We start from the raw sequence: 24,333 nt of genomic DNA, 5'->3' as shown, positions 1-24,333 counted from the left end.
AAAGTATGACTGGTTCAATGATTGTAAATAATTTAGCAGGGCTGATGATGATCACGTCTCTGCTGGTGATCGGCGCGAAAAAGCCGGTGGTCTCTTGTTGGTTTTATGCGTTGCAGTCGCTGGTATTAGTGGCGATTTTCGGCACGCTTTCCTACACCTTAAATGCACCTGAATTGGCAATGTGGGCAGGTACCGCGTTTGCCACCAAAGTGGTTTTGGTTCCGCTGATTATGGGCTACGCCTTCCGAAAATTGTCCGACCCAACCGCGAACGGCGGGGTGATTAGCCCAGCTTGGTTGATGTTAGCAGCAGCGGTGATTGTGGTGCTGTGCTGGTTTGTGGTCGAGCCAATTAAATTGCCGTTGGCGGCGGATTTAAAACCTGCATTAGCGGTTTCTCTTGGGCATTTTATGTTGGGGCTGCTGTGTATAGTGACTCAACGCAATATTCTCAAGCAGGCCTTTGGTTACTGCCTCATGGAAAATGGCTCCCACCTAACCCTCGCGTTACTGGCGTATAAAGCCCCTGAGCTGGTGGAAATTGGTATCGCCACAGACGCCATATTTGCGGTGATCATTATGGCGGTATTGGCTCGTAAAATTTATCGCACGCTCAACACACTGAACGTGGATCAACTGACCGCGCTGAAGGGGTGATGAGATGAGTCAAACAATGTTATTAACCTTATTGATGGCAACTCCGCTGGTGATTTCACTGCTGGCGTTCGCCTGCCGCTTAATGGGTAACGGGGCAAAAATCCCCGTCACCTTGATCCATGCTATTGGGATCACGGTATTACTGGTGTTATCGCTCTGGATGGTTGGCACGATAGATAAAGTCGGTGACTTGCTGATGGCAGGTCATTGGATCCACCTTGATAGCCTCGCAGGGTTATTCCTCGCTATCTTGGGGATCGTCGGTTTCCTGACTGGCTTGTACTCTATCGGTTATATGAACCATGAAGTGCATGAAGGGGAAATCAGTGTCGGAACCTTATGTAACTATTACGGTTTCTTCCACTTGTTCCTGTTCACTATGCTGCTGGTGATCACCAGTAATAACCTGATTTTAATGTGGGCAGCGGTCGAAGCGACCACCTTAAGCTCTGCATTTTTAGTGGGTATTTACGGTCAGCGCTCTTCGCTGGAAGCCGCGTGGAAATACATCATTATCTGTAGCGTGGGTGTGGCATTTGGTCTGTTTGGTACCATTTTGGTGTATGCCAACGCGGTGAACGTGATGCCGGATCCTGAAATGGCAATCTTTTGGACGGAAGTTCTGAAATATACCGACCTTCTCGATCCAACCCTGATGCACCTTGCCTTTGTGTTTGTGTTAATCGGTTTTGGTACCAAAACGGGTCTGTTCCCAATGCACGCATGGCTACCGGATGCGCACAGTGAAGCACCAAGCCCAACGTCGGCGCTGCTGTCTGCGGTGCTGTTGAATTGCGCACTGCTGATTATCATCCGTTACTACATCATTGTGACTTCATCGATTGGCGGCGAATTTACGCAAACTTTACTGCTGGTGTTCGGATTAATGTCCGTGGCGGTGGCGGCGTTCTTTATCTTGGTACAAAAAGATATGAAACGTTTGCTGGCGTACTCCAGTGTGGAAAACATGGGGCTGATCGCGGTGGCATTAGGCATCGGTGGGCCTTTAGGTGTACTGGCTGCATTGCTGCATACCTTAAACCACAGTTTGGGTAAAACCTTGCTGTTCTGCGGCTCCGGTAATGTCTTACTGAAATATGGCACTCGCGATATTACGGTGGTGAAAGGGTTACTGCGCACTATGCCATTTACCGCGGTGGTGTTTGCGGGCGGTGCATTAGCACTGGGCGGTATGCCGCCATTCAACGTCTTTTTAAGTGAATTTATGATTGTGGTGGCGGGGCTAGTTGCTAACCATTTCTGGTTAACCTTGCTGGTGCTGATCCTGATTACCGTCGTACTGGGTGGGTTGATCCGCATGATTTCCAAAACCTTATTTGGCGAACAACCAGAGTGCGTAGCGCGTGGTGAGCTGGGCATTTTAACCACATTACCAATGGCGATTTTGATTGTACTGATGTTAGTGATGGGGACGTATATTCCTCAACCTGTCAGCCGCTTATTGGAAAATGCCGCGACAATCGTGCTCAAAGACAGCGCGACAGTCGGCCACCAAATTACTACCTTAAATTACCAATGGCCGTGGGGTGCAAGCACCTCCGAACCTTCATTGCAGGAGAAATAACGTGAGCTATCAGAATTATACAGATACCCTTCAGGGCGTTCGCAAAGGCGCGGGCTATCTGGCAAAAGTGCGCGAGAAATTTCCTCATGCCATGCTGGAAGAGGAGTGGCAAACTGCCAACCAAGTCACCATTACCGTCAAAACCGAGATGCTGCCAGAAGTGGTGGAATTCCTCTATTACGGCTGCGGCGGTTGGTTGCCGGTATTATGGGGGAACGATGAGCGTCCTCTAAATGGACAGTTTGCGGTTTATTACGCACTGTCGATGGAAGAGGGGGAAAAATGTTGGGTGACGGTGAAAGCCTATGTCAGCCCAATCACTCAAGAATTTCCATCCGTAACGCCGCGCGTGCCTGCGGCGGTGTGGGGAGAACGTGAAATTCGTGATATGTACGGCTTACGCCCAGTGGGCTTGCCGGATGAGCGTCGTTTAGTGCTACCGGATGATTGGCCGGAAGACCTGTATCCGCTGCGCAAAGACACCATGGATTACCGTCAGCGTCCAGCGCCAACCACTGACACTGAAACCTACGAGTTTATCAACGACAGCAAAACTCAAAGCCGCATCGTACCAATTGGTCCGCTGCATATCACTTCCGATGAACCGGGGCACTTCCGCCTGTTTGTGGATGGCGAACGTATTGTGGATGCGGATTACCGTATGTTCTACGTGCATCGCGGAATGGAAAAACTGGCCGAAACCCGCATGGGCTACAACGAAGTCACTTTCTTATCTGATCGCGTATGCGGTATTTGCGGCTTCACTCACAGCGTGGCATATACCACCTCAGTTGAGAACGCATTAGGTATTTATGTTCCTCAGCGCGCTCATACTATTCGTAGTGTTTTACTGGAAGTGGAACGCTTACACAGCCACTTGCTGAATATCGGTTTAGCGAGCCACTTCACTGGTTTTGATACCGGTTTCATGCAATTTTTCCGTGTCCGTGAAAAATCCATGACCATGGCGGAATTACTGACAGGCGCCCGTAAAACTTACGGTACCAACTTAATTGGCGGGGTTCGTCGTGACTTCTTAAAAGAGCAGCGCGTGAAAACTATTCAGCTGGTTAAAGAGATGCGCCAAGATGTCACCCAGCTGGTGGATATGCTGCTGAGCACACCAAATATGGAGCAGCGTACCGTCGGTGTTGGTCGCCTCGATCCACAAGTTGCCCGTGATTACAGCCCAGTAGGACCGATGATCCGCGCCAGCGGTTTCAAACGCGATGTACGTTTCGACCACCCATTTGCCGACTATGGCAATTTACCAAAAACGTTATTCACCTTAGATGGTTGCGATGTTTATTCCCGCGTGATGGTACGTATTAAAGAGACATTGGACTCTCTGTCGATGATTGAATATGCCCTCGACAATATGCCGGAAGGTCCAATTCTGACCGAAGGCTTTACCTATCAGCCTCATAAATTTGCACTGGGCTATACCGAAGCGCCGCGAGGTGAAGATGTTCACTGGAGCATGCTCGGCGATAACCAAAAACTGTATCGCTGGCGCTGCCGTGCTGCCACTTACGCGAACTGGCCAGTGCTGCGTTATATGCTGAAAGGCAACACCGTCTCCGATGCGCCATTGATTATTGGTAGCCTCGACCCTTGCTACTCCTGTACTGACCGCGTGACGCTGGTGGATGTGAAAAAACGCAAAGCGAAAACCGTGGCATACAAAGAGCTCGAACAGCACAGTATCGAGCGCAAACATTCGATTATGAAATAACGGAGGGACACCATGTTTAAACTTTTCAAAACCCTTCGTAATGCGGGTACCGCAACGGTGAAATACCCGTTCAAACCGCTGGAAGTGGCTCACGGATTTAGAGGCAAACCGGAATACGACCCGCAGCAATGTATTGCGTGTGGCGCTTGTATTTCCGCTTGCCCAGCCAATGCATTAACCATGGAAACAGACTTAGAAAGTGGTGAACGCCGCTGGCAGCTGTTTTTAGGTCGCTGTATTTATTGTGCGCGCTGTGAAGAAGTTTGTCCGACTCGCGCCATTCACTTAACGGAAGAGTTTGAAACCGCAGTAATGAACAAAGCGGATTTGTACATGAAAGGGACGTTCCGCCTGCAACATTGTCGCCAATGCGGTGAGGCATTCGCCCCGAAAAAATCCGTGGAGTATGCCATGACGCTGATGGTGGCATCGGGGATTGAGGAAGGCGGTATTGAAGCCCTTCGCCCAATGTATGAAACTTGCCCATCCTGTAAGCAAAAAAACAATTTATTGAATAATGATCGTCAGAACTTTCGTTTGCATATTCAGGGAGATAAATCATGAGTTTGCCAAATATCCCCGTAAACCATCACGTTAGCCAGCCGATTGTGCTCGATGAGCAGGTCGCAAAACTGAAAAGTACGCTGCTGAAAGATATTAAGCGTTCAGCGTACGTGTATCGTGTGGACTGTGGCGGTTGCAACGGATGTGAAATCGAAATTTTCTCGGCAATCACCCCCGTATTCGATGCGGAACGTTTCGGGATCAAAGTGGTGGCGTCTCCGCGCCATGCGGATATTTTACTGTTCACAGGGGCGGTTACCCGTGCGATGCGCATGCCTGCACTGCGTGCGTATGAATCTGCACCGGATCCAAAAATCTGTATCTCTTATGGGGCTTGTGGTTGTGGTGGGGGGATCTTCCACGATCTGTATTGTGTCTGGGGCGGCAGCGAACACATCGTGCCGATTGATGTGTGGATCCCAGGTTGCCCGCCAACGCCAGCTGCCACGATTTACGGTTTCGCAGTGGCATTAGGGTTATTGAATCAAAAATTGGTTGGGCAAGATCACCGTGAAGCCGACGGGGAAAAAGTGGAGCTTTTACTGCCATCAATACCTCTAGCCACTCGCGTGATGATCGAGCGTGAAGCGCGCCGCCAAGCAGGGTATTACCAAGGTCGAGAAATCAGTGATCGCTTCCTGACCCTGCTCGATGGGGCGACACCAAGCCAAGTGAAAGCTACGATGCAAACATGGATGGACGAGGAGCAAGACCCACGCCTGCGTGAGATTGTGAACCGACTCGTGACCGTGTTGCAACAAGGGGGCATCAATGAGTGAGTCAGTGACTGAAACGGGGAAAGTGATTTTCTGGTCACTGCGCCAGAAGTTTGTCGACAGTGACGATGACGTGCCAGAAGATGCGCAGCAAGTCATGTATTACTCACTGGCGATTGGTCACCATGTTGGGATGATTGACTGCCTTAAAACCGAGTTAGAGTGCCCGTTAGATGGCTTCCAAGCATGGGTGAATGCGCTTCCTGAAGGGGAGGCGCGTCGCAAATTACAGGGCTTGATCACCTTCGGCGAGATTAATATCGATTCTACCCACACTAATATGCTGGCGTTAGCATTAGATAGTTTCGCTAAAGACAGTAGCTCGCCCTATCAGGCATGGAGCGCCACACTGATTCGATTGCTCGGTGAAATTGAGCGCGAGCCTGCCATTTATTTGATAATGAAAAGGCAGATAGCGAAAAGGCAGCCGATGAGCGATGTCTCCAGACAAATTCAACCTTCCTTTTCAATGGAAGCCAAAGCTTCAGCCGAAAATTTATTACCTTCAGAAAACCCATCACCCGTGAAAAACCTAATGTTGGCGGTGGGCAATAGCATGATGGGGGATGATGGCGCAGGCCCGATGCTATTCGACCTGATGCAGCAAACCCCGATTGAGGGTTGGGTGGCAATTAATGGCGGAAGCAGCCCTGAAAGCGTTTCCCACCAAGTGCGAGCCTTAAAACCTCAGCGTTTATTAATTGTGGATGCTGCGGATATTGGTTTAGCACCGGGGGAAGTTCGGGTTATCGACCCCGATGATATCGCCGAAATGTTTATTATGAGCACCCATAACTTGCCGCTGAATTTTCTTATCGACCAGTTAAAAGAGGATGTTGGAGAAATCATTTTCTTAGGCATTCAGCCCGATTTAGTAGGTTTTTATATGCCGATGAATGACAAAGTGGTTGCCGCCGTCGAGCAAGTTTATCAAGCCTTACCAACATGGGAAGGATTAGGGGGATTCCGGTTATTTGAGGGTGAGTAACGATAAACAGGAAGCCTTTGATTGAAGGATAGAATGTTAAGGGAATAAATAGACCGCGCTACAGGGATGCAGTGCGGTTTTTACTGAAAAGCACTGCTTCCCACCCTGCAAATTCGGCTATTTCGCCAAAACTGCGTAAATCCAGTGTTTAATATGGCATCGATATGATTATTAAACTCGTCACTCGTTTTGTGCGTGGAGTTAGGCTCAGTGATCAGCCAAGGTGGGCATGATCACTATTATCAAACGCTTCTCTTCAGTATTGTTGAGTGATGATGCTCTTTATTTTTGCATAAGCATAATTAAGGATGATTTTTTTGAAATTAATGCGTATTAAACTAAAGAGAAACTCAGTGGCTATATCACCTTGTATTTTAAATGAATAACATGTTTTTAGTTCTTTTCTATTATATTTTCTATATTAAATAATATTGTTTCATTTATATTTCAGTGGTTATTTTTGTTTTGTTGGTTTATTTTGCAATTCAAATCTCTTTAATTTCAACATTTGACTCAATACATGGGTTATTTGTTTTTATGTCAGTGATTAAACGATATTCTTAATATAATTAAATTATTCAATTTATTTTAACTGTCATTAAAAGATAAGATTGATAATACATTATATTGTTTTTAATGCTATTTTGAAACTTTAGTCTTTATATGATTTTTGGATGAAATAGACAGTCTGTTTGCGATAATTATTTTTTATAAAAAATTGGCAGGTAATTTATTTTTTATATTTTAAACTGCCTTTTTGTTATCTTGATACCTTTAATGTCTTATTTAAACGTATGTTTGGTATTTGATGTTTAATTAATTCTTTTAACTTAGTATAGGAATTGCTCATATGTTTTATATTTAAAATGGAGTTATTGTAATGACAGATTATATTCTAAATAAGAGCATCCCTATTGGTATTAATGAAACAGGCACCCGTGAAGAATTCGATAGCATGGGAAAAGTAAATGTTCCTGCAAATCGTTATTGGGGGGCACAGACTCAACGTTCATTACAGCACTTTAATATTGGCGATGATTTAATGCCAAAATCGGTTTACCACGCGTATGGCTATGTAAAAAAAGCTTGTGCGTTGGTTAACTGCGAAGCAGGTCGATTAGCTGAATGGAAAAAAGAGGCGATCGTTATCGCAGCTGATGAAACTATTCATGGTCAATTGGATGAGCATTATCCGCTTTATGTATGGCAGACAGGCTCTGGCACACAATCTAATATGAATGTGAATGAGGTCATTTCTAACCGAGCTATTCAATTACTCGGTGGCTCATTAGGAACACAATTGCCCGTTGGACCCAATGATGATGTCAACATGGGTCAGTCTTCCAATGATACATTCCCTACTGCAATGCACATCGCCGCTATTTTTGCGCTTGATGAACAATTAATTCCGAGCATTGAAGATTTAATTCAACTTATTGAAAAGAAAGCTGATTCGTGGATGACTGTCGTTAAGATCGGTCGTACCCACCTCGAAGATGCAGTGCCTTTAACCGTGGGGCAAGAGTGGCACGGTTGGGCGGGTCAATTACGCGATGCGCTAGATGATATTAAACGTAGTCAGCAAGATCTTTATAAACTCGCTGTTGGCGGTACGGCTGTTGGCACAGGATTAAATGCGCCAAAAGGTTTTTCAAAAGATGTCGCAGATAAGATAGCGGAATTAACTCAAAAACCGTTTATTACAGCACCTAACAAATTTACCGCTCAAGGCTCTCTTGACGCGTTAGTTCGCACACATGCGGCTATTCGCGGACTGGCAGTGGCGCTGATCAAAATTGCGAATGATATGCGCTGGCTAGCTTCGGGTCCTCGTTGTGGTTTTAGCGAATTAATACTGCCATCGAATGAACCTGGTTCATCTATCATGCCCGGCAAGGTCAACCCAACCCAATGTGAAGCGATGGTCATGATTGGTATTCAGGTTATGGGTAATGATGCTGCGATTGCGATATCAGGTAGCCAAGGTAATTTTGAATTAAATGCGATGAGACCGGTAATTATTAATAACCTCCTGCATTCCATTCGTATTATTTCTGATGGTTGTCGTAAATTTATGGAATATTCAGTAGAAGGCACTGAATTAAATAATACGAAAATAACCGAGTATGTGGACAATAGTGTCATGTTAGTGACGGCATTATCCCCAATTATTGGTTACCAAAATGCAGCGCATATTGCTGAAAATGCAATAGCGAAAAATATCACGTTAAAAGAATCTGCAATCGCTTCTGGAAAAATAAGTGAAGAAGATTTTAATAAATATGTCAATCCGATTGATATGACAGGAAATGGTCTATCTGGCGCGTAGTTTTCTCTGAATTATAATATTTAAATTAGAAGGTATTAATTATGTATAATCGACAAGCTAAAGTTGTTGTGGAAAATAACATTCGTAAAATTAAAACCACTGCAAGAGGATATGAAGTATTACGCGATCCATCATTAAATAAAGGAACGGCTTTTACTGAAGAAGAACGCAAAGCGCTGGACTTAAATGGTATTCTTCCTCCTGTTGTAACTGAGGATATGGAAACACAATTAAACCGTGCTTATCACGCTTACCGTGGATGCCATTCTGATTTAGATAAACATATTTACATGTGGCGTTTGCACGATAATAACGTGACATTGTTCTATGCATTATTACAACGTCATATGCTGGAAATGCTGCCAGTTGTTTATGACCCAGTTGTCGGCGATGCTATTGAAAACTATAGCGAGATTATTACTCGTCCTCGCGGGATCTTCCTCAGTATTAATGAACCTGAATTAATCGAAGAAAAGCTGCGTGCATTTGGTGCTGAAGGTGGTGATATTCGATTGATCGTGACCACTGACGCAGAAGAAATCTTAGGTATCGGAGACTGGGGTTCAAATGGTATCGATATTTCAGTCGGTAAGCTGGCTGTTTATACTGCTGCCGCGGGCGTAGATCCTCACAGTGTTATTCCTGTTGTTCTCGATGTTGGGACTAACAATGAAAAACTGTTAAATGACCCATCATATGTGGGTAATCGTCATGAGCGTATTCAAGGCAAAGTCTATGACGATTTTGTTGATGCTTATGTCAAAGCGGCAAGAAAGCTATTTCCAAATGCTGTTATGCACTGGGAAGATTTCGGTTCCACAAATGCGCGTCGCATTTTGGATAAATACAGAGCGAATTTCGCGACATTTAACGATGATGTGCAAGGCACGGGTGCCATTGTATTGTCAGGCTTATTGAATGCGGTGAAATTAAGTAAAACGCCTTGGACTGAGCAAAAAGTGGTTATCTTTGGCGCAGGAACGGCGGGTTGTGGTATTGCAGACCAAATTCGTGACCAAATGATCCGCAGTGGCCTGTCTCGTGAAGAAGCCATTTCTCGCATTTGGTTAATTGACTTGCCGGGACTACTGACAACCGACATGGTCGACAGCTTACTGTATTTCCAAAAAGATTATGCGAAAAACAGCCAAGATGTTGCCAACTATCCAAGAAAGATTGTTGATGTTTCTGTTGAAGCACAAACCCGCTGGCCGGATATGGCGGATATCCTTGCGAAACAGAATAAAGCTAAAGGTATTATTGATTTAGCAACGGTTGTTGAGAATGTAAAACCAACGATTTTAATTGGTACATCAACAACACCGGGTGCCTTCACTCAAGATATCGTTCGCAGCATGGCAAGCCACGTTGAACGCCCAATTATTTTCCCATTATCAAACCCAACATTACTGCATGAAGCAACACCACAGCATTTAATTGAATGGACTGAAGGTAAAGTGTTTGTGGCAACGGGTGCGCCATTTGATGATGTGATGTATAACGGTGTTTGCTACAAAATCGGTCAGGCAAATAACGCTGCGCTTTATCCGGGACTAGGCTTCGGTGCTATCGTGTCTAAAGCCACGAAAATTACCGATGAAATGATTTTTGCCGCAGTTCAAGCCGTGGCAAGCCAAGCAACATTAGGCTCAGAAGGTGCATCGTTATTACCATCGAATGAAGATTTACGTATCACTTCAAGTATCGTTGCTCTTGCTGTTTTACGTATGGCGAAAAGCCAAGGCGTAGCAGGGGTTAACGCCAGTGACTCTGAAGTTGAAATGGTGAGAACACAATCTTGGTGGCCGGTTTATGTGCCAGTTGAAGCTATCTAATTACAGAGTGTGATTGATAGTTTAATTGAGTAAAACGGTAATTAATGAAACCTGACACAAAAGTGTGTCAGGTTTTTTTGATGCGTAAAAAGGGGCGAAATACAAAAAAGCAGTGGGGCAATAATACGGTCTATCACGTATTTCCTCGCAAAAAATACCCTACATCTTCCTCAACTTCTTCCATTGCCATTAACGTTTCTAAGGTATCTCTAGCTTCTTTTTCATCAAGAATACTCATGGCGAAACCGACGTGAACTAATACCCATTTACCGACCATGCTCTCGGTATCCCCTTCGCATACGAGGGCAATATTCACTTCCCGTTGGACACCACAAACATCCACTTGGGCGCTATCCATAGGGGTTTGACCAACGGCAACTACTTGACCGGGAATACCTAAACACATAACTGGCTCCTAAACGGGTTATTCAACTTCAATCTGCTTCACTTGCATGGCGCTAGCGTTGTCGACAATTAAATTTTGGCTGCCGCAGTGGGGGCATCCTTCACCAAATTGGGTTATTTGTACCTGATGCTGACAATCTCGACATTGTGCTTGTGCTGGGGAAATCACGATATGTAATTCGGCACCTTGGGCGAGGGTGTTCCGGCAAATAATATCGAAACAAAAATGCACTGCCGATTCTTCCACGCAAGAGACGGCGCTGAGTTCTAACCACACGCCAGTCACCCGCCGAGCATGGTTGCGTTTAGCGTGCTGTTCAATAATCTCAAATGCGCTTTGGCATAAGGCAACTTCATGCATTTGCCATTCCTTAAGACAAAATATCCGCTGGATTTTCAAAGGCTGCGCGACGACGGCGTTCTTTGATAATTTCATCCATTTTATTTCTGTCAACGATCATTAAGGCTTCTGTTGGACAAACTTCCACACAAGCAGGCCCACTTTCACGGGTATGGCATAAGTCGCATTTATGCGCTTCAGCACGATACTGTGGAATGGTATTGAGTGCCGTGATGTGCTGCGCAACTGGGCGGCTGATGACTTCCATGGTGCCGTAAGGGCAAGCGATAACACAGGTTTTACAACCAATGCATTTAGATTGGTCTACATACACAAAATCATCTTTACGGCTGATGGCGCCATTAGGGCACACATTGGCGCACGGGGCGTCTTCACACTGGCGACAAACCACTGCAGTGCTAACGGTATAGCCTTTGAGTACATGAATACGTGGAAAAAATTCATCCTTTACAACGGTGGCAATCCCTGTTTCTTGCTCTTGGTGGGAGACCACACAAGCCACTTCACAGGTGTGACAGCCAATGCACTTCTTTGGGTCTGCAATGATGAAACGGTTCATCATATTCTCCTGAATGATCGTAAACGGGCATAGGATCCGGTCTATTCCGGTTGCCTCGTCTTATGCTGACAATACTCAGAGATAAGCATGGATCGTGCCAAATTCGTTAAATAAATATATTTAATAAAATCATTGGGTTATTTATTATCGGATAATTGTAAAAAAATAGAGCTTTCATATTCGACACGGTTTTCGACATTATTGACGAGAGGCATGAAATCGGTATTAAGCGGATATTGGGTTAAATCAACCAGTATCTAAAATAGGTGAATGGATCAAACTTAAATCAGACTCTGATATTATTTTTTCAAATAATGACTACAATATTAGTATTAAATCAAAAACAGCAATCGCATTAATCACACTATTAAACTTTTTTATTTTTATTATGGATAAATAAGTCGTTTATAAATGAAAATTTAAAACTCTAACTAATTCTCATTATTGTTAGTCAGTAAAATAAATAAATGACTTAGCAATGCAGTGGATTAGGACGAGATTGGAGATTTTGTGAGCATATCCGAAACCACCGAACAAATTCGTCATGAACGTGACCAATTCAGGATCCTTGTGGACATCACTAACTCAGTGCTTTCTCATCTTGAAATGGATGGGTTAGTGGCTGAAGTTTCGCGAGAAATTTACCGATTTTTTGGTATTAGCCAAATTAGCGTTGCCCTTTGTGATAATGTCAGTTCAGCGGTTTATCTTTGTTATTCAAGCCATTATCAACGCTCAAAACCCGTTAAAAAAAGCCAGTATCATCTTAATGAACTACATGCGGATCTCGCTCAAGTTTTGGAGAGCAACAAACCGCTGCGCTTAACGCTCGATAGTCAAACTCAAGACCCTCTGTATCAAAATTTGTGTGCAGAAGGAATGACGGAAACGTTGCTGTTACCGTTGGCATTCAATCATAAGCCATTGGGTGTTTTGGTTTTATCCCATGAAGATGACCACATTTTCACCGAAGATAACTGCACTTTGTTGAAACAAGTGGCGGCACGCTTTGCGATAGCCGTGGACAATGCCGCAGCGTATGGTGAAATCACTCGCCTCAAAGATAGCCTGAAAAATGAAAATTTATGGCTTAATGAACAGATCCAAAACACCAATAGTTTCAGCGAAATTGTCTTTCAAAGTCAGGCGATGCGCGAAGTACTGGAGCAAGTGGATTTAGTCGCTCGTAGTGATAGCACCGTACTCATCTTGGGTGAAACGGGTACCGGTAAAGAGTTAATTGCCCGAGCCGTTCACCAGCTTAGCAATCGCCATCAACGTTCACTGATTAAAATGAACTGTGCAGCAATCCCGACGGGTTTACTGGAAAGCGACCTATTTGGACATGATAAAGGCGCATTTACTGGGGCAACCTGCACTCATATTGGTCGCTTTGAAATGGCGGATAAAAGCACGCTGTTTTTAGATGAAATTGGTGATATGCCATTGGATCTACAGCCAAAATTATTGCGTGTTTTGCAAGAGCGTGAGATTGAGCGCATTGGTGGCAATAAAGTTATCCCTGTGGATGTGCGCCTTGTTGCGGCGACCAATCGCAACTTAAAAGCGATGACGGAAGACCGAGAGTTTCGTGAAGATCTCTATTATCGTTTGAATGTATTCCCGATTGTTATCCCGCCATTACGTGACCGACCAGAAGATATTCCACTGCTCGCGACCTATTTCACCAAGAAAATGGCGCAGCGTATGAACCGTAAAATTGATTGTATTCCTCGCGATGCACTCGCGCAGCTATCCTTGTACCCATGGCCAGGCAATGTGCGGGAGCTGGAAAATGTCATTGAGCGTGCCGTCATTTTAACCCGTGGAAATACGCTAAATATTCAACTGCATGAGCTAAATATCCCAAAGCCATCTCGTATTAAAGAAGCTATCAATAGGCCCAGTGCATTAGAGCGGAAAATGCAGACAGATGCGCCAGAGAGCGACGATGAAGAGCGAAACCGCATTATTGAAGCGCTGAAAGCCACCAATGGGGTGGTTGCAGGGGCGAGAGGGGCGGCAGCCCGCTTAGGGTTGAAGCGTACGACGTTGCTTTCAAGAATGCAGAGGCTGGGAGTTAGTGTTCAAGATCTATTCCAGTAATCTCGTCATACTTCGCGCTGTGGCGTTGTTGGCTGGCCTTGCTAACTCGAGTCACATACTTAATCTCGTCATACTTCACGCCGTGGCGTTGTTGGCTATCCTTACTAACCCTAGTCACATACTTGTGTATGCTCCTAGGGCTTAGCTGCGTCTGCCGCCTAGCCACAACGCGAATTATTTAGAGATTGATAAGTGTTAAAAAATAGAAAAAAAGAAAAGGGAAAGGGAAAAGATAAAAAGGAAAGGGAAAAGATAAAAAGAAAGGGAAATTAATCAGTAAAAATAAAGGATGTTGATTATTTTGTTGAAAGGTTATTTTTTTATTAAATAGTTTTTAATGGCGATTAATATTTTATTTTAATCGATTGTTGAAGGGCGATGTTTATTATCGCTATGTAATTTTTAATATCGGTCGCTTTTAATATAGTTTGCACTGTAGGTCTGCTTTATATATGCATTCCTACAGTGCAAAGAGTTAAAACAAACTATAAACCTTCGGCTGCCTCACGTAAGCGACGTTTGATCCCCGTATACTCCTGAACCACATAATGCTCGGCTTTATGTTGATCCGCGATTGGTTCAACACGTACCGCACAATATTTGTATTCTGGTGTTTTGGTTATCGGGCTTAAGTTCTCAGCGACCAGTTCATTACAAGCACCAATCCACCACTGATACGTCATATATACAGCACCTTTATTTGGGCGGTCGCTGATATTTGCGCGAGTGATGACTTTACCTTGTCGTGAACAGACCCAAACCAGTTCCTGATCTTTAATGCCTAACGCTTTCGCATCGGCCGTATTGATCTGAACAAAACCTGGCTCGTCAGCAAGAGACGCCAGGGCTTTACAGTTACCGGTCATAGAGCGGCAAGAGTAGTGACCCACTTCACGCACGGTGGCAAGAACCATTGGGTACTCAGCACTGACTTGGTCGATTGGTGGACGCCATTCGCAAGTAAAGAATTGACCTCGACCATTTGGTGTATCGAAATTACCACCTTCATACAGGTACTCGGTGCCTTGACTTTCTAATGTACGGCATGGCCATTGAATGTATGCCAAGCCCGCCATTTTCTCGTAAGTCGCACCAAAATAAATCGGGCAAAGCTCACGTAGCTCATCCCAAATTTCTTTGGTGTTGTTGTAGTGCATTGGGTAGCCCATTGCGGTTGACATTAAACTGATGATTTCCCAGTCAGTTTTCACATCACCCACAGGCTCTACCGCTTTATAGAAGCGTTGGAAGCCACGGTCAGCCGCCGTATAGACACCTTCATGTTCCCCCCAAGAAGTCGCTGGGAAAATCACGTCTGCAATCGACGCGGTTTTGGTCATAAAGATATCTTGCACGATTAACAGCTCAAGTTTGTCGAACGTGCGGCGAATCGTCGCTAAATCCGGCTCCGTTTGTAGTGGATCTTCACCCATTACATAGTGCGCTTTCAGAACGCCTTCATCGATAAAGTGAGGGACTTCACTCAGCGGAATACCATTTTCATCCGGCATTGCATCAATGCCCCAGAATTTGGCGAATTTATCGAGAGCCGCTTTATCCGAAACATACTGATAGCCCGGTAGCGTATTCGGTAACGCCCCCATATCGCAGGCACCTTGTACGTTATTTTGACCACGTACAGGACCCACACCCACATGCGGCTTACCTAGGTTGCCAGTGAGTAATGCCAAGCTGGTGAGAGACTGAACGGTTTCCACCCCTTGGTAGAACTGAGTGACACCCATGCCCCATAAAATGGTGGCATTTTCAGCTTTAGCGTACATCCGTGCGGTTCTGCGAATATCCTCAGCTTTGATGCCAGTGATTTCTTCAACCGATTCTGGTGTATACGGCGCCACTAATGCACGATATTCGTCGAATTTGTCGGTATGTGCCTCGATAAAGGCATGGTCATACAGATTTTCCTCGATGATAACGTAGGCTAACGCATTCAATAACGCGATATTCGAACCGTTTTTCAGTGGTAAGTGAATATCTGCAATACGCGCGGTTTCAATATAACGCGGGTCGCAGACAATAATTTGTGCCCCTTTCTCTTTCGCTTTTAAAATCCGGCGAGCGACAATAGGGTGTGAGTCCGCGGCGTTATAACCGAAGACAAAAATACATTTGGTATCCTCAATTTCAACAATTGAGTTGCTCATTGCGCCATTACCGACCGAACGCTGCAGACCTGCAACCGAAGGGCCGTGTCAGACACGAGCACAGCAGTCGATATTGTTACTACCGACCGCTGCACGAACAAATTTTTGCATCACGAAGTTGGCTTCATTACCCGGACCGCGGGAAGAGCCTGTCGTCATGATGGCTTTTGGACCATATTTTTCTTTGATGGCTAATAAACGGGAGCTTGCAAATTCAATGGCTTCCTCCCAAGAAACGACTTCTAATTTGCCTCCACGCTGACGGCGGATCATCGGGTTTTTTAAACGCGGCGTTAAAATTTTAGTGTCATGAATGAAGTCCCAGCCATAGTAACCTTTCAGGCAAAGCTCCCCTTCATTTGTGTGACCATTTGCGCCTTCTGCGCCAATGATCTTCCCGTTCTCCACCTTCAGGTTGATTTTACAGCCTGAGGCGCAATACGGGCAGACGGTGATGACTTTTTCCATCAACATTGCTCCTCTATTTTTGTGTAGCGGTTTCCCGCTCTTTCAAGAGAGCTAATGCAGGGTTTGTGCCAGTTTTTTTAGCGAAGATTGAATTTGTAATTGACTGAATAAAAAGAAAATATTTTTAGGTGAAAAGTAAACAAAAGCTAAATGGAGAGGAAATCGTCAAAAGTGTCGAGGGTTTCTCGGACAATGACGTATAGTTCTTGCATAATTTATTTCATAATCTTGTCACAAAGTGGTTATTTATTCGTCATTATTATGACTTAAATTTGCCAATAACGCGCATGTGAGAGGACTTCATTATGTTTAGTGTTGATGCTTTACTGGAAAGTGCTTTTCCGCAGCAAACACTGCCCGCTTGGAAACGGAAATTATTAAAGCGTTTACTACATGAAAGAGATTTCCAGCAGCTTGCTGAAGATTACCCACATCTAAAAGGGCTCGATCTTGTCGAGCAATTTATGAATGATTTGAATGTCCGTTGCGAATTAGGCGACGGGGATTTAGAAAACATCCCAAGCCAAGGACCGGTCTTATTTGTTGCAAATCATCCGATTGGCTCCCTTGATGGGCTCGCCATTTTACGTGCAGTCGCAACGGTTCGACCGGATGTCAAAATCGTCGCCAACCAAATGCTCAGTTACCTTGAGCCACTTCAAAGCTTATTTATTCCTGTCGATAATGTTGGCAACCGTACCAACCGCCAGCAAGTCGTCGGTATGCAATCTCATCTTGATAACCAAGGAGCCTTGGTTGTTTTCCCTGCGGGGGAAGTTTCTCGTTGGAGCACGAAAGGCATTCGTGATTGCCATTGGCGCACGGGTTTTTTACGTTTAGCCGCCAAATCTCGCGCACCGATTGTTCCTGTGCATGTGCAAGCCCGTAACAGCCTGCTGTTCTACACAACATCCTTGGTGTATAAGCCGCTATCGGCTTTGATGCTGGTGAACGAAATGTTCAAGCAGCGCAATAATCGCATCAAATTACGTATCGGTGGACGCATCCCGTTTTCTCAATGGTATGACGGACGAACGAATGATAATGAGCTGGCAGAGCGGTTTCGTCGTCATGTGTATCTGCTAGGCAAAGGAAAAGCGGGGCTGTTTACCTGTGAAGCGCCAATCGCGTTACCGGAAGATCGCATTGAACTGAAAAAGGCCTTAGCGGCCTGCGAGCAATTAGGCGTGACTCCCGATGGTAAAATTATTTACCTCTACCAGCGCCAGCAAGAAGAGCGAACCCCGATTCTACGCGAGCTGGGACGATTGCGGGAAATCGCATTCCGCGCAGTGGGGGAAGGCTCCGGTCGACGCCGTGATCTCGATAGTTTCGATGACGATTATTACCATCTTATTTTATGGGATGAAGAGGATTTAGAAGTAGTGGGCGCATACCGATTTGTGCCGACGGAGCAGCAGCTAGAGAAAAAAGGATTAGAAGGGATCTACAGTAATAGCCTATTCCACTATAACCAAGACATGATGCCTATTTTGGCGCAAGGGATTGAATTAGGGCGCAGTTTTATTCAACCAGCCTATTGGGGCAAACGTGGCTTAGATTATCTTTGGTTAGGTATTGGCGCGTATTTAGCGAAGTATCCGCAATATCGTTATCTATTTGGTCCAGTGTCTATCTCTGGAAGCATGCCCGTTGCTGCGCGTGATTTATTGATTGCCTTTTATCGTCTCTATTTCTCCTCGGAGCTGGCAATGGCGCAATCCCGCAAGCCTTACCCTGCATCACTGCCACAGGTTTTAGCCCAGTTTGATGGTCATAATTACCAAGAAGATTTGGTGAAGCTAAAAAGCTTACTGAGCAATATTGGCTGCTCTATTCCGACGCTGTATAAACAATACACCGAGTTGTGTGAGCCGGGTGGCGTGCAGTTTATTGATTTTGGTACTGATCCCGCGTTTAACGACTGTATCGATGGCTTGGTTTTGGTGGATTTAAGCCGCTTGAAACCGCAGCGTTATCAGCGTTATATTGCAGTCCATCAAGCACAATCTACGACGGAATAAAATGACGGGAAGGGGTGAGAAAACTCATCCTTTCCTGTTTTATTTATAATATTAATAATTCCGCCGGTATTATTCGCCCTGTCATTATTCCATCATAAATTTGTCATCTCACTGACCCATTCCTTTCGTAGCATCCTCGATAACGATTAAGTCCCAAAGAGGATAACAATGTATGTTAAACGTACTCTCTTCATTGAATGGGAGTCAGGATGCTTTTCAAAAAGCTAACGCAGCGAATGCACAATTCGCTTCGCAGCATCCGATGATTTCTATTCACAAACTCTCTCAAATTTTTGCTCATCAAACGGTGCTGGATGGGATTGATCTGACTGTCGCAAAAGGCTCTATCTTAGCGCTATTAGGTCCCTCTGGTTGCGGTAAAAGTACCTTATTGAAGCTGTTAGCGGGGTTATTGCAACCAAGCTCAGGTGAGATTTTCTTGAATGAAAAGCTGGTCGCAAGTTCCCAGAGACTTGTCCCGCCGGAACAGCGCAATCTCGGTATGGTGTTTCAAGATTATGCACTTTGGCCGCACATGAGCGTATTTCAGAACGTGGCATTTCCTTTACGTATGCGCAAAGTGGCGAGTCAAGCGATAGAGGATAGGGTGAACCAAGCCTTAGAGCGGGTTGGATTAGCGGGGTTTGCTAAGCGTAAACCTGCCGACCTTTCAGGCGGTCAGCAGCAGCGGGTTGCATTAGCCCGCGCCATTATCGCGGAACCTGAAATTTTACTGTTTGATGAACCCCTTTCTAACCTCGATGTTGCCTTGCGCCGTGCTCTGTGTGATGAGATGGCGCAGTTACTTCGTTCACTAGAAATTACCGCCGTTTATGTCACGCACGATCCGGCTGAAGCCCATGCATTGGCGCATCAAATTGCCCATATCCAAAACGGCAAAATAGACAGTTTGACCACCTTATGAAGAGAGACTCTGTTATGCAAAAGCTAATGTTATCAAACCATTTTTCCATGAAAGGTATCGCAATGAGTTTAGGATTATCTTGTGCACTATTTTCCGTTTCTTCCCAGGCATTGACCGTCTATACCGCAGGTCCGGGGGCGATGGCAAAACAGCTAGCCGCAGGGTATGAAAAGCAAACGGGCGTGAAAGTGGATGTTTTTCAGGCTACGACAGGCAAAGTGATGGCGCGCTTAGAGGCGGAACAAGCAAACCCGCGTGCGGATGTCTTAATTTCTGCTTCATGGGATACCGCGGTAGACCTTCAACAAAAAGGTTGGTTACTGGCGTATGAAAGCCCGAATGCCGAAAAAGTGCCTGTGCAATTCAAAACGCCATACTATGTGGCGCAAGGGATCTCCGCATTGGGGATCGTTTGGAACAGTAAAAGTGGCACGCCGAAGCCAACAGATTGGACAGATTTAGCGCAGCCCGTTTTTAAAGATAAAGTCACCATGCCAGATCCTGCATTGTCAGGGGCATCGTTAGACTTATTGTTGGGATTACAGAATGCGAAGCAAGAAGCAGCATGGACACTATTCTCTGAATTAAAAGCCAACGGCATGGTGATTTCTGGTCCGAATGCGCAAGCGTTAACGCCTGTGTTGCAAGGGGCAAAAGCGGCTGTATTTGGTGCAGTCGACTATGTGGCTTACGGCAGCATCGCGGAAGGTGAATCCATCGAGGTCATTTTCCCAAGCAGCGGTACGGCCATCGCGCCACGCCCAATGATGATTTTAAACAGCAGCAAACAGCAAAATGAGGCCAAAGCCTTTATTGATTACGTGCTCTCACCTGAAGGTCAGAAAATCGTGGCAGATGCCTGGTTGATGCCAGCAAGAACGGATGTCGCGGGCAAACGCCCTGATTTTTCGACGTTAACACTGTTGCCAGAACCGACCACTGATAGTGCAGAGCGCAGCAGCGTGTTATCTCGCTTTAGTGGGATTTTCCGCTAACGGTTTTCTCTTCCTCGCCGCTGGGTGGCATTAGCGACCCAGCAGGAGCTGATTTTCTGATGATGACTCGTCGTTTATTGCCATTCTCGATCTTAATCGCCTTGGCGATTTTAGTGATTATTCCCTTGAGTTTTATTGTGTTACAAGCGCTATTTCCGAATTTTGGACAAGGGGATTTCAGCCAAATTTTCCAGCCAATTATCCATCTATTTAATGAGCTGGAACTGGCCAATTTACTGCAAAATACGTTTTTACTGGGTTTAGGTGTGTCGCTGGTGAGTGCCGTGATAGCCATTCCATTAGGGGCTTTACGTGGCTTATTTAACCTACCTTTTGCCCGAGTTTGGGACTTACTGTTTTTGATCCCGTTTTTAATTCCGCCTTATATTGCAGGGCTTTCATGGATGTTAACCTTGCAACCGAATGGTTATTCTCAGCAATTATTTGGTATTAGCCCCGGCAGCGCCCTATTTTCCCTTGGGGGAATGGTGGTGATTATGTCATTGAATTTATTTCCCGTTCTTTACTTTGCGGTCTCTCGCAGCATGGCGGCGAATGGCAACCGGCTGGCGGATGTGGCGCAAGTTCATGGGGCATCCGCATGGCAGGCATTTATGCGAGTGACATTGCCTCTCTCTTTACCTTCCATTGCCGCTGGCTTATTGCTGGTCTTCACTTTGGCGATTGAAGAATTCGGCATTCCTTCGGCGATTGGCTCGCCGAATGGTATTCGGGTTCTGACAACGGATATCGAGCAGCGTCTTGCCGATTGGCCGATAGATTTACCGGGAGCGGCATCGCTGTCATTGGTATTAGCCAGTTTGGCGCTACTGGCTTACACCTTACAGCGTTCGTTAGTATCTGGGCGCAATGTGGCGACGAATACGGGCAAAGCTGCGGCATTGGTGACACGCTCATTGGGTATTTGGCGTATTCCCGTGGTGTGTTTGTTTTCTTTCGTGGCGCTTTGCGCGGTTGGCATGCCGTTACTGGCTATGTTTGGCACGGCATTTTCCAATACGGTTTCTGGCGGATTGACGCTGGATAACCTAACGCTCCGGCATTTTTCTGGGCTATTAAATAGCCATACGGAAGCCCTCGATGCCTTATTGACGAGCGTTTCTCTCGCAACGGCAACAGCGATATTGACGGGGATATTGGGTTTTTTATGTGCATGGCTGGTAGTTGCGCAGCGGATCCGCGGCGCCGCATTACTGGATGGGCTTTCGTTACTGCCGATAGCCATTCCGGGTATTGTGGTCGCAGTGGGGCTAATTTTGGCGTGGAATCAACCGTTTTGGCCCATCACGCCTTATCATACTTGGGGCATTCTATTGCTCGCTTATAGCTGCTTACTACTGCCTTATCCCGTGCGTTATTGCAGCGCGGCATTCACGCAAATTGGCGGCAGTTTATCTGACGCGGCACGGGTTCATGGGGCGGGGCTGATGACGTCGCTGAGGCTGATTTTATTCCCATTGGTTTTACCGAGCTTAGTGGCGGCGATGATGTTGGTGTTTGCGGTGGCATCGCGAGAGCTGGTTTCCTCGCTGTTACTGGCTCCAGCGGGCATGCAAACCGTATCGATTTTTGTTTGGCGACAGTTTGAACAAGGTTCCATCGGTAGTGGGATGGCGATGGCCTGTCTAGCAGTATTGATAAGCTTAACCTTGATGCTGTGTGCGCAATTTATTCAGCAGCGATATAACCGTTAATCAATTATCCCAAGGGTTATATTCACCTTGGGATGCATGATTTTACAAACTCGATTTAGGAATCGGTGGCGCAAATTGCAGAGCACCCGCGATGCGGTTCCAAGCGTTAATCGCCCCAATTGCTGAGGTTAGAAACGCAATTTCGGATTCAGTAAATTCATTCTGTAGTGTTTGGTAAACATCATCAGAAATATGCTGAGCTGCCATTAGCGTTAGCGATTCTGCCCAAGCAAGCGCAGCTTGTTCGCGAGGAGTATAAATACCGGCATCACGCCAAGTTGGTAGAAGATCCAATTTAGCGGCTTCAATCCCCAATTTACGGGCTAAGTTTAAGTGATACTGCAAGCAAAACGCACAACCGTTGATTTGGGAAACGCGTATTTTCAGTAATTCAGTGAGCGGTTTTTCAAGCCCTGAATTGCTGACAGCTTTTCCCAGTTCTCCCATCGCGGCAACGACTTCAGGGGCGATTTTTTCAAACTGATTCCAATCACTTCTTCCAATAATTTCAGGTTTCATTATGTGCTCCAAACGGATAATATAAGAACTCTGATAATAATATTCGAATTCTTACATTATGCGCAAGTCAAAAGTTAATACATCCATGATCCCTGAAATAGGGAAAGGCAAACGTGGAGAGTCGGGCCATATTGGCTATTTACTGCGGCAGGCTCATGCGGCTCATCGTATTCGCATGGAGCAAGTTTTGCAGGATGTGGGAGTCACGCTTCCGCAATTTTCTGTGTTGTTAATGGTTGCAGAATATCCTAAAGCCTCAGGGGCTGATTTAGCGAGGCTATCATTATTAACGCCACAGACGATGAGTGTGATTGTGAAAAACCTCGAAAAGGCGGGAATGATCTCTAAGTTGCCGCACCCTGAGCATGGACGGATCCAAATTATTGAAATAACCCAATTAGGGAAAGCATTATTACTTCAATGCAAAGGTGCTGTTAAATCCACTGAAAATAGATTATTAAGTGGAGTGAGTGAGTCTGATGAAAAAGTGATCCGAAAATGGCTGGTGGATATTGCCAAGCAATTTGATACCGACAACGCCTAATACTCCCTATCTAATATTTCCTATGACGTGAGAGAAAATAATGAAATTCAAATACGCTATTTTGTATGTCGAGAATGTAGAGAAAACCCTCGATTTTTACCAACAAGCTTTTGGTTTTAAAAAATCCTTTCTCCATGAAAGTGGTGATTATGGCGAGCTGGATACTGGTAGTACAACGATTTCATTTTCTTCATTAGCGCTAATGAACCAACTAGGTAAAGGCGCGGTTGCTCCCAATCCGTATGCCCCTGTTTTTGAACTTGCTTTTGAGACTGATAATGTGCAAAACGCTTTGGCTCAAGCGGTTAAAGCGGGTGCTGAGTTGGTACAAGACGCGCAGAAGATGCCTTGGGGACAAACGATAGGTTATGTTCATGACCTAAATGGTTTTTTGATCGAGATTTGCACGCCAGTGCAGGGTTAATTCATTGTAAATATCGGAATTAGTCGATATACCGAATCACCTATTTTAGTGAAAATACAGCCAATTACGCTAAAAATAAGGAACAACGATGCAGGGCATGAACCCAGAAGCGCTCGACCATTTCAATGATATTATGCAGGTGGTTAACAAGCTGGCGAAGCTGTTAAATCCAGATTCAATCGAGAATATGGAAACGGATATCTCTTCATTTGAGGAAGAGTTAAAAGAGTCGATCAGTGAAGACGAAGAGGGGTTCGTCGAGTGTATCGAAGAGGGGGAAATTGGCTATTTAATGGCAGATCTTATTGTCAGGTCGAATATGGGAAACAGCTTTTGGATAGACTGGAAAGACAGTGAGTCTGCTGTAGGCTTTTTGGAAAATGCGGTTGAGTTCGAAGGATTGGATATTCAGCTAGATTTTGCCGTTAAAGACCCTAAAAACGATTTAAGACCAGACCAAATTTTTGTTCGCGCTAATCAGCAGTTACAAGCACTTGGCTATTATTTATTGGGCCTGACTTCCGGTAATGATGCTTACCATGAGATCTTAATTCCTTCCGGTATTTTCGAACCATTTATGGACATCATGGAACATTTTGACGTCATGGTTGAGCTGAATGACGAAGAAGTGGATTACAGCGAGTATTAATAGCAA

Annotated in this window: 21 protein-coding genes and 1 pseudogene; 17 read left to right on the top strand and 5 right to left on the bottom strand. The window is 45.3% G+C overall.

Features of this window, described 5'->3' with window-relative positions:
* The first annotated feature begins 5 nt into the window (after positions 1-5).
* The 9 genes and pseudogenes from hyfE (at position 6) to ACY3ZI_RS18395 (ending at position 10,468) form a co-directional block, all read left to right on the top strand.
* Positions 6-656, top strand: a complete 651-nt coding sequence (hyfE, locus tag ACY3ZI_RS18435; protein ID WP_006658444.1) for a hydrogenase 4 membrane subunit — start codon at positions 6-8, stop codon at positions 654-656.
* A 4-nt stretch (positions 657-660) separates the two neighbouring features.
* Positions 661-2,241, top strand: a complete 1,581-nt coding sequence (locus ACY3ZI_RS18430) for a hydrogenase 4 subunit F (protein WP_487375641.1) — start codon at positions 661-663, stop codon at positions 2,239-2,241.
* Between the two features lies 1 nt (position 2,242).
* Positions 2,243-3,976 carry a hydrogenase large subunit gene (locus ACY3ZI_RS18425; RefSeq protein ID WP_487375640.1) on the top strand — a complete coding sequence of 578 codons (1,734 nt, stop codon included), beginning with the start codon at positions 2,243-2,245 and terminating at the stop codon, positions 3,974-3,976.
* 12 nt (positions 3,977-3,988) lie between these two features.
* Positions 3,989-4,540 carry a hydrogenase 4 subunit H gene (gene hyfH, locus ACY3ZI_RS18420; protein WP_487375639.1) on the top strand — a complete coding sequence of 184 codons (552 nt, stop codon included), beginning with the start codon at positions 3,989-3,991 and terminating at the stop codon, positions 4,538-4,540.
* Positions 4,537-5,319, top strand: coding sequence for an NADH-quinone oxidoreductase subunit B family protein (locus ACY3ZI_RS18415; RefSeq protein WP_036949181.1), 783 nt, complete (start codon positions 4,537-4,539; stop codon positions 5,317-5,319). Before hyfH ends, ACY3ZI_RS18415 begins: the two co-directional genes overlap by 4 nt.
* A pseudogene (locus ACY3ZI_RS18410) lies at positions 5,312-5,668 on the top strand (formate hydrogenlyase maturation HycH family protein); the annotation flags it as partial. The gene ACY3ZI_RS18415 and the pseudogene ACY3ZI_RS18410, both read left to right, overlap by 8 nt.
* A 183-nt stretch (positions 5,669-5,851) precedes the next feature.
* A complete protein-coding gene (gene hycI, locus ACY3ZI_RS18405; protein ID WP_487377570.1) occupies positions 5,852-6,304 on the top strand; it encodes a hydrogenase maturation peptidase HycI in 453 nt (150 codons plus the stop codon).
* Between the two features lie 880 nt (positions 6,305-7,184).
* Complete coding sequence (gene fumC, locus ACY3ZI_RS18400; protein WP_036949184.1) at positions 7,185-8,633, top strand: class II fumarate hydratase; 1,449 nt, start codon at positions 7,185-7,187, stop codon at positions 8,631-8,633.
* 41 nt (positions 8,634-8,674) lie between these two features.
* Complete coding sequence (locus tag ACY3ZI_RS18395; RefSeq protein WP_132496423.1) at positions 8,675-10,468, top strand: NAD-dependent malic enzyme; 1,794 nt, start codon at positions 8,675-8,677, stop codon at positions 10,466-10,468.
* A gap of 133 nt (positions 10,469-10,601) precedes the next feature.
* Here the strand turns inward: ACY3ZI_RS18395 and hybG are convergent, their stop codons facing one another.
* Genes hybG through hydN form a run of 3 tightly spaced genes read right to left on the bottom strand, consistent with a single transcriptional unit; the run spans position 10,602 to position 11,793 of the window.
* The gene (hybG, locus tag ACY3ZI_RS18390; protein WP_487375638.1) at positions 10,602-10,874 is read right to left on the bottom strand and encodes a hydrogenase maturation factor HybG; all 273 of its coding nucleotides are present in this window, start codon (positions 10,872-10,874) and stop codon (positions 10,602-10,604) included.
* Between the two features lie 18 nt (positions 10,875-10,892).
* Entirely contained in the window at positions 10,893-11,234 is a 342-nt protein-coding gene (hypA, locus tag ACY3ZI_RS18385) for a hydrogenase maturation nickel metallochaperone HypA (protein ID WP_154637226.1), read from the bottom strand.
* A 10-nt stretch (positions 11,235-11,244) separates the two neighbouring features.
* Entirely contained in the window at positions 11,245-11,793 is a 549-nt protein-coding gene (gene hydN / locus ACY3ZI_RS18380; RefSeq protein WP_211887265.1) for an electron transport protein HydN, read from the bottom strand.
* A 510-nt stretch (positions 11,794-12,303) separates the two neighbouring features.
* Between hydN and ACY3ZI_RS18375 the strand changes: the two genes are divergently transcribed.
* Positions 12,304-13,899, top strand: a complete 1,596-nt coding sequence (locus ACY3ZI_RS18375; protein ID WP_211886932.1) for a sigma 54-interacting transcriptional regulator — start codon at positions 12,304-12,306, stop codon at positions 13,897-13,899.
* A 485-nt stretch (positions 13,900-14,384) separates the two neighbouring features.
* Here the strand turns inward: ACY3ZI_RS18375 and fdhF are convergent, their stop codons facing one another.
* A complete protein-coding gene (fdhF, locus tag ACY3ZI_RS18370) occupies positions 14,385-16,532 on the bottom strand; it encodes a formate dehydrogenase subunit alpha (RefSeq protein WP_211886934.1) in 2,148 nt (715 codons plus the stop codon).
* 305 nt (positions 16,533-16,837) lie between these two features.
* On the opposite strand from fdhF, the gene olsF reads away from it, so the two are divergent.
* The 4 genes from olsF (at position 16,838) to ACY3ZI_RS18350 (ending at position 22,191) form a co-directional block, all read left to right on the top strand.
* The gene (gene olsF, locus ACY3ZI_RS18365; RefSeq protein WP_211886936.1) at positions 16,838-18,556 is read left to right on the top strand and encodes a bifunctional ornithine lipid synthase OlsF; all 1,719 of its coding nucleotides are present in this window, start codon (positions 16,838-16,840) and stop codon (positions 18,554-18,556) included.
* A gap of 172 nt (positions 18,557-18,728) precedes the next feature.
* Positions 18,729-19,481 (top strand): ABC transporter ATP-binding protein, encoded by a 753-nt coding sequence (locus ACY3ZI_RS18360; RefSeq protein ID WP_211886939.1) that lies wholly within the window; start codon positions 18,729-18,731, stop codon positions 19,479-19,481.
* 26 nt (positions 19,482-19,507) lie between these two features.
* Positions 19,508-20,476 (top strand): ABC transporter substrate-binding protein, encoded by a 969-nt coding sequence (locus ACY3ZI_RS18355; protein ID WP_211887267.1) that lies wholly within the window; start codon positions 19,508-19,510, stop codon positions 20,474-20,476.
* A 59-nt stretch (positions 20,477-20,535) separates the two neighbouring features.
* Complete coding sequence (locus tag ACY3ZI_RS18350) at positions 20,536-22,191, top strand: ABC transporter permease (protein WP_487375637.1); 1,656 nt, start codon at positions 20,536-20,538, stop codon at positions 22,189-22,191.
* A 42-nt stretch (positions 22,192-22,233) separates the two neighbouring features.
* Here ACY3ZI_RS18350 and ACY3ZI_RS18345 read toward each other — a convergent pair whose 3' ends face one another.
* A complete protein-coding gene (locus tag ACY3ZI_RS18345; protein WP_487375636.1) occupies positions 22,234-22,710 on the bottom strand; it encodes a carboxymuconolactone decarboxylase family protein in 477 nt (158 codons plus the stop codon).
* A 58-nt stretch (positions 22,711-22,768) separates the two neighbouring features.
* Between ACY3ZI_RS18345 and ACY3ZI_RS18340 the strand changes: the two genes are divergently transcribed.
* From ACY3ZI_RS18340 to ACY3ZI_RS18330, 3 genes are all read left to right on the top strand, one after another.
* Entirely contained in the window at positions 22,769-23,254 is a 486-nt protein-coding gene (locus ACY3ZI_RS18340; protein ID WP_487375635.1) for a MarR family winged helix-turn-helix transcriptional regulator, read from the top strand.
* A 40-nt stretch (positions 23,255-23,294) separates the two neighbouring features.
* Complete coding sequence (locus ACY3ZI_RS18335) at positions 23,295-23,678, top strand: VOC family protein (RefSeq protein ID WP_487375634.1); 384 nt, start codon at positions 23,295-23,297, stop codon at positions 23,676-23,678.
* An 88-nt stretch (positions 23,679-23,766) separates the two neighbouring features.
* On the top strand, positions 23,767-24,327 hold the full coding sequence (locus ACY3ZI_RS18330; protein WP_211886945.1) for a DUF6630 family protein: 561 nt from the start codon (positions 23,767-23,769) through the stop codon (positions 24,325-24,327).
* Positions 24,328-24,333: the final 6 nt, after the last annotated feature.

It is taken from the genome of Providencia sp. LY12, assembly GCF_057621555.1.
The sequence above is the reverse complement of the archived record's forward strand: the minus strand, read 5'-3'. Positions and strand labels throughout refer to the sequence as shown.